This is a genomic window from Segetibacter koreensis DSM 18137 (assembly GCF_000374045.1).
GTDB classification, from domain to species: domain Bacteria; phylum Bacteroidota; class Bacteroidia; order Chitinophagales; family Chitinophagaceae; genus Segetibacter; species Segetibacter koreensis.
This window is the reverse complement of the sequence record NZ_KB893314.1, coordinates 255,735-269,686: the sequence shown is the minus strand read 5'-3', so window position 1 is coordinate 269,686 and position 13,952 is coordinate 255,735. Positions and strand designations below refer to the sequence as shown.

The 13,952-nt window shown below is 36.6% G+C and carries 11 protein-coding genes; 2 read left to right on the top strand and 9 right to left on the bottom strand.

The window, feature by feature from the left end:
* Window positions 1–417: 417 nt before the first annotated feature.
* The 5 genes from B154_RS30430 to B154_RS0101255 form a co-directional block, all read right to left on the bottom strand.
* Window positions 418–4,413 carry a CBM96 family carbohydrate-binding protein gene (locus tag B154_RS30430; RefSeq protein WP_018611208.1) on the bottom strand — a complete coding sequence of 1,332 codons (3,996 nt, stop codon included), beginning with the start codon at window positions 4,411–4,413 and terminating at the stop codon, window positions 418–420.
* A gap of 540 nt (window positions 4,414–4,953) precedes the next feature.
* Window positions 4,954–5,553: a TMEM175 family protein gene (locus B154_RS0101270; RefSeq protein ID WP_018611207.1), complete on the bottom strand. Its 600-nt coding sequence runs from the start codon at window positions 5,551–5,553 to the stop codon at window positions 4,954–4,956.
* 162 nt (window positions 5,554–5,715) lie between these two features.
* On the bottom strand, window positions 5,716–6,081 hold the full coding sequence (locus B154_RS0101265) for a response regulator (protein WP_018611206.1): 366 nt from the start codon (window positions 6,079–6,081) through the stop codon (window positions 5,716–5,718).
* Between the two features lie 3 nt (window positions 6,082–6,084).
* Window positions 6,085–6,894 carry a hypothetical protein gene (locus B154_RS0101260; protein WP_018611205.1) on the bottom strand — a complete coding sequence of 270 codons (810 nt, stop codon included), beginning with the start codon at window positions 6,892–6,894 and terminating at the stop codon, window positions 6,085–6,087.
* 24 nt (window positions 6,895–6,918) lie between these two features.
* Window positions 6,919–7,497: a carboxymuconolactone decarboxylase family protein gene (locus tag B154_RS0101255; protein WP_018611204.1), complete on the bottom strand. Its 579-nt coding sequence runs from the start codon at window positions 7,495–7,497 to the stop codon at window positions 6,919–6,921.
* A gap of 196 nt (window positions 7,498–7,693) precedes the next feature.
* On the opposite strand from B154_RS0101255, the gene B154_RS0101250 reads away from it, so the two are divergent.
* Window positions 7,694–8,116 carry a response regulator gene (locus B154_RS0101250; RefSeq protein ID WP_018611203.1) on the top strand — a complete coding sequence of 141 codons (423 nt, stop codon included), beginning with the start codon at window positions 7,694–7,696 and terminating at the stop codon, window positions 8,114–8,116.
* A gap of 46 nt (window positions 8,117–8,162) precedes the next feature.
* Window positions 8,163–8,462, top strand: a complete 300-nt coding sequence (locus B154_RS0101245) for an HNH endonuclease (RefSeq protein ID WP_018611202.1) — start codon at window positions 8,163–8,165, stop codon at window positions 8,460–8,462.
* Between the two features lie 19 nt (window positions 8,463–8,481).
* Here B154_RS0101245 and B154_RS27370 read toward each other — a convergent pair whose 3' ends face one another.
* From B154_RS27370 to B154_RS0101225, 4 genes are all read right to left on the bottom strand, one after another.
* Window positions 8,482–10,419 carry a glycosyltransferase family 2 protein gene (locus tag B154_RS27370; protein ID WP_018611201.1) on the bottom strand — a complete coding sequence of 646 codons (1,938 nt, stop codon included), beginning with the start codon at window positions 10,417–10,419 and terminating at the stop codon, window positions 8,482–8,484.
* A gap of 201 nt (window positions 10,420–10,620) precedes the next feature.
* Window positions 10,621–11,430, bottom strand: coding sequence for a glycosyltransferase family 2 protein (locus B154_RS0101235; RefSeq protein ID WP_018611200.1), 810 nt, complete (start codon window positions 11,428–11,430; stop codon window positions 10,621–10,623).
* 104 nt (window positions 11,431–11,534) lie between these two features.
* Window positions 11,535–13,046: a D-glycero-beta-D-manno-heptose 1-phosphate adenylyltransferase gene (rfaE2, locus tag B154_RS27365; RefSeq protein ID WP_018611199.1), complete on the bottom strand. Its 1,512-nt coding sequence runs from the start codon at window positions 13,044–13,046 to the stop codon at window positions 11,535–11,537.
* Between the two features lie 138 nt (window positions 13,047–13,184).
* Complete coding sequence (locus B154_RS0101225) at window positions 13,185–13,910, bottom strand: SDR family oxidoreductase (RefSeq protein ID WP_018611198.1); 726 nt, start codon at window positions 13,908–13,910, stop codon at window positions 13,185–13,187.
* Window positions 13,911–13,952 lie beyond the last annotated feature (42 nt).

The following is a 13,952-nucleotide window of genomic DNA, read 5'->3' as shown; positions in this document are numbered from 1 at the left end:
GAGAATATTGGAACCTAAAATAGTATTAGTTTTTTGCGGATATTGGAGTTATTTGATTGTCACTAAGACGTTCAAATATGATAATTGTAAAAAGCCTGAACCGTTGCTTATATTAACTACAGGTCAAAAATTACTTGCCGCGAACTTTCTTTTTTCTTTTAAATATACTGTTGATTCAGCAAAAAGTTGCTGTAAATAAATCATAAAATGCAGGCAGTTGAGGATATTACTAATCCTTGTTGGGTTACAATCCCACCTGCCTTTTTAGTTGAATAAAATTAAAAATAACGTTATCACTCAGAATAGATATTGCATATGTTTAAATGCTATTTTAATGTTTATAGCTAAAATGTAAAACAATAAAACATCCATTTACTTATAAAATCGTAAATGGATGTTTTATTGTTTTCTAAAGCCCTATTGAACAATCAGCTTAATAAGTTCTGTTTTAGCATCTGAAATTACCTTTAGGAAATAAACTCCAGGCTTCAATGATAGGTTTGATATATTGACCTCTATGGTTGATCCTCCATGTTTCAATTGGTATTTACCTATTTCGAATGTTTTACCGACAGCATCTACAATCTGAAGAGCGTAATTTCCGGTATACTTAACAGGGAACTGAATATTGAATTTTTTATGTAGAGGATTTGGGTAAACTTTTGGTTTTTCTACATTATTTGCCAGGGCTAGTGGAAGCACTGTACTTTCTGCCGGAATTACCTCATCAGCCGGGTCATCACATGAAGGCCTTTTTGGTGTCGTCTGTGCAGCCGATGTTTTCCTGATACTTCGTGCCATATAAGATGTAGCTGATGAGTCAGGAGTAATAATTAACTGAGGAGGATACATAGAATTTTCCTTACTATTAAAAGTCAGTGTTTTATTTTGATTAGATGGATCCTTTATCAGAAAACTAACTGTTTTATCACCTGCAAATTCGCTTTTAACAAAACCGGACACATCAAAATCATAATATTTGGCTTGATCATTAACACCGGCAGAGCTTAAAGCAGCTGTTGATGCAGCAGGAGCGTTACTGTTTGTTATTCCACTTTCTGTCCATGAATCGTTGGCCACGCCGAAGGCAGAAATATTTATTATAGAACTATTTTCAGTATTTCTTCCATATAGACGAAGTTTAGCAAGACTAACCTTACTTATATTGGCAAGAGAAAATTTAAGATAAGTTGACCGGCTATAGCCGCTTACAGTCGAACTTTTTACGAGTAATGTTGTGTCGCTGCCATAATTGTTGCCGGCATAGCTTCCATTGCGAACAGAGGCGTCGGCAGTTGGAGACACTGTATTAGATGTTGCAAAAGATTGGGTTACCGTGTCAGTGGTAATTAACAATTGAGGAGGGAAACTCGAGTTTTCTTTACTATTAAAACTAAGATTCTTATTTTGGTTAGCTGTATCCTTTATTACTAAGCTGACAATTGAATCCCCTGAAAATTGACTTTTAACGAAATCAGTAACATCAAATTCGTAATACTTCAACTGATCAGTAACGCCTGTAGTACTTAATGAAGGGGCCTCTGGTGCAGGAGCATTACTCCATGTTATTCCTTTCTCAGTCCAGGAGTCATTATTTAAGCCAAAGGCGGAAATTTTAATAGCTGAAAAGTTCTCAGTATTTTTTCCATATACACGTAAAACTGCTTTGTTTACTTTGCTGATACTATCTAATCTGAATTTGAGGTATGTAGCTCTTGAATATCCGGAAGAGGCAGATGATTTTACAATCAAGCTGGTATCACTTCCATAATTTTTTCCTGCATAACTTCCGTTTCTTACAAATGCATCTGCTATAGGACTCAGTGTTTTTATATTTACTTGCTGAATTGTGGTGCGTGGTCTGAGCAAAACAATTTTACCATCACCTCCATAGTTTGATAAATATATATTGCCTTTGGTTGTATCTTCTGTAAGCTCTAATGGGTCATTAAATCCTGAAAAACCCGGTATTTGATAACCTTCTGTGGCACTTATTATATCATTATTTGGACCACCGGGAGTGAGGGCAATAATGTCATCGTGCTGGCTGTACCTTACAATAAGAAGCTTGCCTTTCAACGCTCCGTTAAAAGTGTTGCTTTTATACTCTATCGAACCGTTTGGAGACGCATTGGTTTTAAAGTCATAAGCATATCCGCGGTAATTAGGATCTGGTGCAGTTCCTGAAGGGTAACCATTTACCTGGGCCGGGTCTATAAGATCGGTAGGATTTCCTCCATTCATCACATATTCTCCTCGTGTTGGGTTAGGGTGGCCATAATAACCTCCTTTCACAACTCTGAAAAGAAAGTCTTTTTGTGTTTGCTGCACGTTTGTCAAAGCTGGGATAACAGGCCCGTTGTAGGTAGTGCCGTCTGGCCTTAGAGTGCCACTTACCGATGCTGGTGTGTTACCTCCTGCAGCAGAACCATTTGCTGCAGCATAGAGACTTCCGTTACTATGCCAGACAAGGTCATAAGCATTTCGGATGCCGGAGGCATAAATGGTTAAAGGAGCATTGGCATTGTAAGGATTATAAGTTCCTCCACCATCTGTAGTTTTCACATCTAAAGGAAGAGGTCCTAGTTTAGATACGTCCAGCCTTAAAACTGCAGCATTGAGTAAATGTTCGTTTCTGTTACCCCATGTCTGATCTGCTCTTCCCATTGCCGAGGTGCTGGCTTGTGTAAAATACAAAGCACGGTCCGGTCCAAAAGCAATGCTATTGGTAAGGTGGTCTTTTTTTGATCTTGGCAGGTTGATCAATACATCCTGCACTGTTTCCAGGTTTGGTCCGCTAAGCCTGCTTAGTTTACCATCCCAGTCAGGAGCGCCCAAAAAGAGAAAAGTACTATGTGTAACCCATGCAACCAGGTTGGTAGCAGAGGACCGACTGCGGGTACCATATTCATCCTGTAAAGAATATATTAATTGAGGAGTTCCTAATGTGCCATCAGGGTTAATTGTAAATCTCTTTATAATTCCGTCGATAGTTAAAGCATACAACTTGCCGTCAGGGCCAACAGTAAGGCTTGAATGTTGACCAACGGCATTAGGAAGATCAATCTGGTCGAACTCTGCCTTTGTTGACTCATTTACCGCAGTTGACCCGGTAGTGAATGTACTAGAATAAGGGATGAATGAAGAATCTGATAGATCTTTTACTCCTGAAGTAATAGTAAATCTATAGGTAGTGCCTAGTTGTAATGGAGAAGCCGGTACCAATGTTATGGCATCTCCTCCACCTGTTCCATTAACATTGGACGGAATTAGGTTGCCTGTTCCTTCGTCAGTGAGGTATACATTATTAGTGGTTATGGTAGCATTGTTTATTCCACTATTAGGTAGTTTTAAAACACTGGTTGATATAGAGGTATTTTCACTGACATTAACAGAACTGTTATCCGGGTTTACTGATACCACAGATGGTCTTTTGCCCATGTATGGCTTAATGATAATCCAGTTTATTTTGGTGTTAGTGCCTCCTGCCGCATCAACAGTTAAATATCCATCAGATACAGAAACAATAACTTTTGCTGATTTAAACCTGACAGTTGTTGTTGGAACGAAGCCTAAGATAGCATTAATGCCCTCAACATTTATAGAATGTCTGCTGTCAGTCTGTGTTCCGTCCCCCACAGACACCGTTACTTCATAATTACCGTTTGCTACCTGGGCCTGCCATATTCCTTCAATTCGTGTTCCACTAAAGGTAGACAGGTCACTTGCCTGCATATGCATTAAAGTTGCCAGTAAAGTATCAGATGGAGATGTTCTTTTCCGGCCATTCTTTGTAAGATCAAGAAGCGTTTTGTCAGACCTCTTTATCCATCCGTATAGGTTACCGCTTCCCTGGGAAGCAGAAGTGCGTTGGCCAAACGGTTGTCCAAAATCACGAAGCCAGCCAACAGGAGTTTTCGTTGCCGAATCCTGGAAGTTCACTTTAAAGTTTGCCAAAGTGCCTGAAGACCCTGCTACAACACTCATTTTAATATCGAGTACTGCATTATTATATCCTGAAGCAGAAGCAGTTACTGTAGCATAATAGGTGCCTACAGAAAGGTTGGTGGCATCGAAGTCAAAAGAGATTTCAGAACCTGTGGTATAACTAATTCCATTTAAAAATTTGCCGTTAACAGTAAGCCAGGTAGGTATACTTCCAACATTATCAACTGCACTTAATTTGGCGCTTACGGGAGTATTGTCTGAAGTAGAAATGTACTCAAGCAAGCTTTGTGAGCTCCCCTGTTCTATATCTGCTGACTCAGAGGTTTGCTCAAATAAGATAGATTTAGTAGAAGTCTGGGCTAAGGCAGGGAAACCGATAATTCCCAAAATAATTACAGAAAAACAAAACTTTAAGATATTTCCTCCCGATATTTTTTTTAAACAATCCAGCGTAGATTTTTTCACAAGTATTAAATATTTATTTTATGTATTTGTTTACATTTTTGCAATTATTTTAGAGAATATTGGGATTTAACAAAACATGTACCACGATTATCAAAGGACATGTCTCCGAAAGCCGGAATTACAGAAGGATATTAAATAAAACAGAAAACAAAAACTTTACATATAAGACTGATAAAACTATTTAAAGTTGCATCTTAAAAATTTAAAAGTTTTATTTTCTTTAATTTTTTTTATATAAATATGAGCAATAAAAGTCAAGTGACATTGCCATTACATTGATGAAGATATAGGATGATTGTTAAAAATGAAGTTAAAACATCAAAGGTTTATAGATAAAAAAAGCTATAAAAATTAGTTCTCATATCTTGGAAAACGTATAAAAGTTCTTTTAAACGTGGATTAAGAAAGCTTAGCGGTAAATGATTTTAAAATTTGTAAGCCAAAAATAATTATTCATTTACTGAAGTGAAACGTCCGATGTTTGAACAAGATCATGTGAAGGAAGTCTTCTGCCAAACAGGAAATAGCTTTATTTAGACATTACAATTTTTCCTCAGCATACGGCTCATGATCCAGCTTCTTTTCTATTCTTTTGTCAGGAATAAACCAGATAGTTGCAACTACAACATACAATAGAAAGCCCATCCACCAACTAACCAGAGATAATAAAATAGCAGTGATATAAATAGCGACAGAGATTTTACCTTTCGTTCCGCTGCCAACAGCAAGAGCTAAGGCTGAATTTTTTCCGTGACGTTTTATCAACAAATTAGATAAAATGGAGTAAGCGATTGCATTCATCAGCAAAACAAATCCATACAATGCAACAGGAACCTGAGCGAAATGGTTTTCACCCATCCATGCTGTAACAAAAGGAACTAAAGAAAGCCAGAAAAGCAAGTGAAGGTTTGCCCACAAAATAGTTCCGTTGATAGACTCAACACCTTGCATCATGTGATGGTGATTGTTCCAATAAATGCCAATATAGATGAAGCTGAGAACGTAGCTTATTATTATAGGCACCAGCGGTTTTAGCGACGCGATATCTTCTCCGTGTGGCACCTTTAATTCTAATACCATTATTGTAATAATAATGGCAATAACGCCATCGCTAAAAGCTTCCAGACGCCCTTTTCTCATTACAAAAGCAGTTGGTTAGAAAACACAAAATAATAATAATTAGGTCAAAAAGTTTTATATCGGATATTAATTTACCCAACAAAAAAATACCTGCAGATTTTTTTACTGCAGGTAGTTGTTGAGGAAGTTTATTGGGAAATTTGAATCGCCCCCATCTTCAACCTATTCCATTACTTTCAAAAGATCAGGCAGATTACTGATATTGACAGGTTTAACAAGAAAACCTACGACATTTTTGTATTGTTTAGATTGTTGCAAGTCTAATTCGCTCGTAGAGGAAGTGAGAATGTAGACTTTGTTTTCTAAATTATTCTCATTCATTAAGTATAAAAATTTCCATCCGTCGATAACAGGCATGTTCAGATCAAGAAAAATCAAATCAGGGTTGTTTTCCTCTATGCTTTTAATTGCTTGCTCGGGCAAAGTAAAATCAAGTATCTGGCAATCGGGAGCCACTTTATGAATCATTTTTTTCATAATGAAATTTGATATCGGCACATCATCCACAAGCATTACTTTTTTAGTCATTCCTTACGCTTTTAATTTTGACAGGTCTTTTGTAGCATGATTAATTACATCCTGCAATGCAAGATCCAAATCATTTGCAGAAGTTTTTAATAACGGAATAACTTCTTTTATTAGTTCATCAGTTTCTTCATCATCAAGCATGTTTACCAATCCTAATATGCGGGAAAGAGGCTCGCGTACATTATGAGCATTTAAAACCGAAATTTCAAGAAGTGTTTTGTTTTTAATTGCAATTTCCCTGGTTCTCTCTTCTATCACTTTCTGTTGATCTCTATTGATTGCAGTTATTATATTATTTTTTTCATCCAATTCTTTAATAAGACAAAGTTCCAGCAGTTTTGTTTCCAGGTTATCGGAAACAAGCTTTAAAAAAGTAATGTCTTTTTGATTAAACCTTTTTCTTGCCCCAGACAAAACGGAAATGAGTATTTTTCTGTCCTCATTAGCAAAGTTCCATCCCCAAAGTTCAGGCTGTTCATCTGTTATCGAATAAAAATAACCAGGCAGTTGAAATGAACTCAGATCTGACCATCGCTTTGGAACCATCTCGTTGAGCAGTTCTTTTTCATACTCCAGGTATCCCGGCTGTTTATCAATAGTAACAGTTGTTTTACCTGTAATTGAAACTAAATGCACATTTATGTCGTTGCGGCAATAAGTTGCTCTGAAGATATGATAGTTTAAAAGATATTTAAGATTAACAGTAAAACATTCTGCTATTTCTTCAAATGTGCGGCACCTGTTTAAATTGTTCGAGAATTTAGAGAATGCTTCGTAGGTTATCCTGAATATTTGGTCGCTTCCGTTAATCAAGACATTTTGTATTTATTAAAATTCTTAAAATTCTGTTTCAAGCAGTTCATTATCTACTTTTATCCCAGATATGGTAGCAATCGTATTTAACATATTTACCAAATCAGCCTGAGCCATCAGCTCCTGTATTTCTTCGTCAGTAAATCCATCTTTTGCAAGCTCTTCAAAATCTTCTTCTGTTAATTGATTTGTATTGATTGCAGCTTTAGTAACAATTTTAATGGCAGTTTTATAACTATCAGGTAAAACTGGAGAGTCTAAGTCATCAGTTACTTTAAAATTTTCATCTGGAGAAAGTAGGCCACTCATACTGTCAGCAAAAATACCGTGAGCTTTCGCACAATAATCGCATCCCCTTTCCTGCGATACATTATATATAATCAATTGCTTTAAAATATTTGGCACGTTCCCTTCCAATAAGGTTGATCTTAGTTTTGTCCAGTTTCCCTCGAGTAAAGTTGCGTTGTTTCCCTGGCACTTAAACCAATTTAATACAAATGGTAATTGTAGTGTTTGCATAGTCTGATCATATATTGATCTCACTTTTGGTGAGGCTTCCTCGTACGAAACTAATTTAAATCTTTCCGCAGTTCCTGTTAACATCGTTGAAGTTTAGTTGATAAAAAATTACACATTTAAACGTATTTCTTCTTCTGTTATTTTAATAAATAAATAATTTTTATAAAAAAAGGTCTATGACTAATTCATTTAGTATTTTAATCGAATTTTAATGTTAAAACTATTACCGGTTATAATTGTTCAACTAACAGCACATTACTTTTGAATTAAATTATATTAGATGCCCACATCTGGTCCTATTGTTTTTATTGATGATGATTTAGATGACCAGGAATTATATTCTGAAGCGATTGAGCAATTACAATTGACGAACCAGGTAAAATTTCTTTCTGACGGAAACGAGGCTTTATCTTATTTGAGAACAACTTCTGATAAGCCATTTATTATATTTTGTGATATAAACATGCCCGTACTAAACGGAATTGAGTTGAGGGATAAGATAAATAATGATGAAAATTTAAAGCGTAAGAGTATTCCTTTTATTTTTTTGACTACTACAGCGACTAAAGAAGTAGTTAAACAAGCATACTTTATGAGCGTGCAGGGCTTCTTTGAAAAGCCTAAAAGTTTCGAAGAAATTAAGTCTACTTTTAGAGGGATTATTGATTATTGGTTTAAATGTAAACATCCCAATGTATTTTGATTGAGATTTCAACCTATACAATTCTGCTGTTCCTCAATAAAATTGCATGGTGTCTGTTCCTGAGAATACTTGTCCCTTATGCGGCCGCGAAATAGCCCAGCCTTGCAACCGGCACCATCTACTTCCTTTAAGCAAAGGTGGAAAAAATACTCCCGTTATTCTGATGCATAAAATCTGTCATGATAAAATTCATGCTGTATTTACAGAGATGGATTTAAAAAGGCATTATAATACTATCAAGAAATTGCAACAACACGAAGAGATTGCAAAATTTATAAAATGGGTACGCAATAAAGAGCCGCAGTTTTATGACAAGTCCGTAAAATTAAAAAGCAGGAAAGTTTAATAATAATGATATCTATTAATTATTGTAAGGGTTTAGGATGAGAATAATAGGTTTTATCTGCCACTGCTCTTTGTGAAATTGGAGGAAATAGGGGTTTTGAATTGTCTGTTATTTCTGTTGCTTTGTCGCGGTGTTTTTGAATTACTTCCCCGAAAAATTCTACCAAAGTATGTACATGGTTGTCAAACATAAATAATCCTCTTTGGCTCCAGACATTTTCGCGTAGTGTAAGCATTAATTCCCTGTTACGCATTAATTGCCCCAGCTCTTTCATATCTTCAAACAAAAGGCCTAACCTGTGTTTTTTTACAAATGACTGCGTGGCAACAATATGTCCTTCATTATCTGCCTGCAGCATTGGAATGCCGGCTAAAGCAAGTGTTGCCATGCGGGCAGGAATATTCAGGTCATCCCAGTTTGACCTTCTTATTTCACCATTATTTTCACTTTTGAAAAAATGCAGCCACCCCGCGTCATATTGTGAAAATTCTTTTACCCAGTTTTCCTGGTCTACATTAGGATGAATATGCAAAAAACCAGGAGCCATCAAGTGCGTTTTTTCTATCCATTGCTTCCATTGGCCATGGGTAAAATCTCCATAAAAATGAAGATGGATTTTCTGCTCCGCCAGTTCCACTACGTTGTGAGGATGCAACCCTATAGGACGGCCGGGAACAACCGTATGAAATTCACCCGGAGTATTGTCAGATAATAACTTTGATTGATGCTGATTGAACCAATCTTTTTTCGGCAGGTCGCCATCCAGCACGAGGTCAAGCGAGTGCTTTTGTTTGCTGATAAATTCTTCGAGCCACCATTGCATTTCATCGCTTGTATATATTCGGCCATCAGCTTCGTTATACAAGTCAATCATTTCATTCCAGGTGCCTTTTTCCATGCATATAAATGGGCCTTCCTTAAAATGCCATACGAAAGGAATTCCGGTATTTGCTTTCAGAACTTTGTGCGCTAAAGGAACGGCTTGCCAGTTTAGCAAGGCATAGATTACATCGGGTTGTATTCTTTTTATTTCTTCCTGCCAGTTTTCTCCGGATAGGTCTTCAACATGTCCAAAAGGGAGAGGGCCCACATAGTTATACCAATAAGGCTGTTCCATCCACAATCCGTATAACTTGTGCCCCTGTTCTTCAAAAGCAAGTACCCTTTCAGCATTGTATGCAAGCTCACCGACAAGAAGAATTTTTAAGCCGTCTTTTTTAAGAGGCGTAGAAGGTCTTTCACGATAGGAGGCATATCTCTTTACCTCGTTCATGAAATTGCCTTTTGTAGTATGATAAATTAAAGGCTGCGAAATATTGTAATACGACCTGAAAGTGTTTATACCGCCAACTGGCTCCTGCATTATCTTATATCGCTGATTTGGATGGTCGACCCACTCACAAGTCAGTTGTGCTGTACAGATTTGCTCACCTTTTAGTTTATTCCAGAATAACCTGTTTAAATCATCACTTTCAAGTTCATTTCTTTCTGTCCAGCGGTCTGAAGTTTTTTTGTGCATTACCTGCACCAGTTGCAGCCATGTAGTGTTTATAATGCCTTCAGATTTTCTATTATAAAAATGTCGAATAGAGGAATACGCCAAAACAGCATTTTCATTTTGCTGAAAAGCATTGTATAGAGATTGTAAATGGTCTTTATAAATTACGTCGTCAGAAGGGAGATATGTTATCAATGAACCTTTCGCTTTTTCAATTCCAAAATTGATGCATGCACCTAAACCTTTATTTTCATCGTTTACATAATACTGTACTCTTTCATCGTCAAAGTAATCCTGAATTTTTTCTTCAGTGGCATCGGGAGAGCCATCGTTAATGATGATTAATTCCCAACTGCTGAAAGATTGTGCAAGTAAAGATGCAATTGCTCTGCGTATAAAATGCTCATGCTTGTAAGTAGGCATAATTACAGAAACAACAGGATTCGAATAGTTATTCATAACTTCTTTAATTCTGATTCAGCTTAATTTTTGTATTTTTCTGGTAACCAACTTCGTCTTTCAATTGAGCTTCTGTTGTGTCACTCACTTGTACTTATCGATTTCAATGCATCAGCAAAAAGAGTTTTATTTTCATTTAAATTAAATTGAAAATCTTCTTTGCGCTAACTTTCTATTGCCGTTTAACACAAAACCTGCACTTTAAATTTCTAAGAACTCAGGTGCATTTACTTTTCTGTCAGGTACGGTCGTTTCTAATTCCTGGTGGTAAACGCCACTTGGAATAATTCCGCAGCCGCCATATTTTTTCATGACCCTTAACTGTGCCAGCACGTCTTCTCCGCAATGTTTTTCAGGCAAATCTCTCCAGAACGAAAATCCGCCAATTTCTCTCAGCTTTTCTGTATCGTACATAACACAACCTCCCACCCACGCGACTTTATAAGGGATAGGCTTATCAGGTGTGGCTTTTGAATTTTCACTGACGTGATAAATGTTAGCAGCATTATGCACCCGGTATCTTTCCCATTCATTGCTATTGGGTACAATTGTTTCTGGTGTAATTTCTCCTTTCCAGAATTCTATATTTTGCTGGTGTGGACGAACATCATTTTTATAACTTAGCCCGATAACTGCACATCCCACAAAACCAATTTTTTCCTTCTCAAGTGTCTGCTTCATATTCTGAACCACATAATCATCCAGTATCAAATCATCATCGATAAAAAGGCTGTATTTAGAAGTAGATTGCTCCAGCAAAAACTGGCGTTGTTGTGCCATTCCTTTTGCAGGAAGATTTTTAAGAATCGAGACTTGATGACCTTTTATTTCCAGCAGCCTTTTTATGGTTTGTATGGTTTGGTCTTCTTCAAGTATGTTATCATCTGACTGGTCTGAAATAACTATATCGAAACTTTTTTCTGCCTGGTAATAAAGGCTTGTCAAAGTAACTGCTAAAGCCTTTACTCTTTTATAGGTTGGTATGAGAATATGTATATCTTTTGATTTCATTTCTTCTTTTAAATGAAGATTTAGTTGATGACAGAAGCTGTTTAAGTACAAGAGTGCGACGCAACGAAAGCCCTATTAAAGATTATAGGCCTGGTACAAAAAAACTAATTCAACCCTGCTTTTGAAAATTCGTTTGCTGATACTTCAATCTCTACTTCGTGATTAATGTCACGGATTTTATTAATAATGTGGGTGGTAGAATGTTCTTCTAAGTATGGAACTATTTTTACCTCACACCCCAGTTTTTTCAATAACGCAGCTTCCGGTATGGTTGTTTCTGTATAATTTCCTCCTTTTACAAATACATGGGGATGAACTTGCTTAATGAGATGAACAGGGCTTTCTTCTTCAAAAGCTATCAGGTAATCTACACTTTGCAAACCAGCTAAAACAGTTAACCGGTCATCTAAGTTATTTATCGGCCTTTCGGGTCCTTTTAGTTTTCTTATGCTGTTATCATTATTTATTCCCACAATTAAAACATCTCCCGCTTCGCGTGCTTTATTAAGTAAAGTAATGTGGCCTTTATGAATGATGTCAAAGCACCCATTAGTAAATACAATTTTTTTACCCTGTTTTTTCAAATCATTTACTATTTCACTTAATCTGTCAACTTGTGAAATGTATTTTGGAACAGCCGTAAAATAAGCTTTTAATTCGCTGTTTGTACAACAAATAGTCCCATCTTTTTGCACCACAACCGCAGCAGCAGCAGCAGCAATTTCTGCAGCTACTTCCCCCTTAACTTTAGACGCGAGAGACAAAGCAAGTGCACTTGTAAATGTATCGCCCGCACCTATCGCTTTTTTGTTATCCTGTGGTACTGCTATTATTTTATATGGTTCTTTACCTTTTTCCAAAAACAAAACCCCATCTGCATCAAGTGTTACCGCTACTTTATTTGCTCCTGTTATTTCATGTAGTTTTTTTGCATATCCAGCTATTTGTTCATCACGCTTTTGATGCGCTTTATCTATATGCAAAAGTTTAATGGTTTCTTCGTAATTAGGTTTTACTGCATCCGGGTGTAAAATTTTAAACCTGCTTACATCTCTTCCATCTGCTACCAATGCTTTACGTTCACGGCAAGTAATTTCTTTTATTCCCTCTATAAGTTGATTTGTAATAACGCCAAAACCATAATCTGATAAAATTATCGCATCCACTTTTTCATATACTTCGCCAATTTTTTGCAGCAATTCTTTCTCACACGAGTCGGTGATGGCAGTGGTAGTTCCCTCATCTATTCTCATCAACATATGGGAAGAAGCCATAATTCTCTTTTTGGCGATGGTAGTCCTTCCTTTATCCCTGATTATAAAATCTGTATTGACTTTGTTTTTTTTGAGAACGTCGATTAATTCTCGTGAACTTGAGTCTTTTCCCAGTACAGTAAGAAAGTAAGTTTCAGCACCAAGTGCAGCAACGTTGATTGCTGTATTTGCAGCACCACCACAGTAATGTTCCTGTTCATGTACATTAAACACCATTACCGGCGCCTCCCTGCTAACCCTGTCAGGTGAACCGTTTACATAAGTATCAAGAATAGCATCGCCAACAACGAGAACCTTTAGATTCTTGAAATTATCAATAACATCACTTAGCGTTTCTTTCATACAAGTTGAAGGTTTAAGGTATAGGGTAGAAGGTTTAAGGCCACGACATAAAAATAAATATTAAATTTAATATGATTTATTCAATTTAATTGAAACCTGAATAAACCTTAGCCCTAAACCTTACACCCTATGTCTAAATTAAGGCCATGAAGTTTCTGTCATTGGCACCACCATCACCTCAGGAATAACAGAAGATTCAGGCATGCATAAAACAAACTTTACTGTGTCTGCTACATTTTTTGGATCCTGCAGTACATTTAAAGGGGTGTCAGGAAAACGCTCAAGTATAAAAGGTGTTTGCATACCTCCGGCAACAACAGCTGTTACTTTTATTTTGTCTTTTCTTAGTTCTGAATGTAAGGCATGGCTCAAGCCTAAAAGACCCCATTTGCTGGCGTGATAAGCTGAGGCATTTGGCCATGTTCTTTTAGAAGCAGTTGATGCAATGTTTACAATATGTCCGCTGCCATTGGCTTTAAAATGTGAAAAAACAGCTTTAGATACATTAAATGGTCCAACAAGATTTACATCTATCACCTGTTTAAATTGGTCATTGCTTATTTCATCAATTGCCAGCGTATAATCAATTCCTGCATTGTTTATTACTGCATCTATTCTTCCAAATGTATCTATTATCTTGTCTATTACTTCTGTTACATTATCTACATCTGCGACGTTCATCTGGTAGCTCTCAATATGTCCACCAGTACCCTTAATTTCTTCTTCTATTTTTGTGAGATTTTCTGGTTTTATATCTGTTGCAATTACCGTTGCACCATCTGCTGCCAAAGAGCGACATATAGCTGCTCCCAATCCTTGTCCGCCACCTGTTACTACTATTACTTTTCCGTTTACCGTGTTCATAATGCTCAAAAGTGTTTGGTTTGTTTATTAAAATTTATTGTT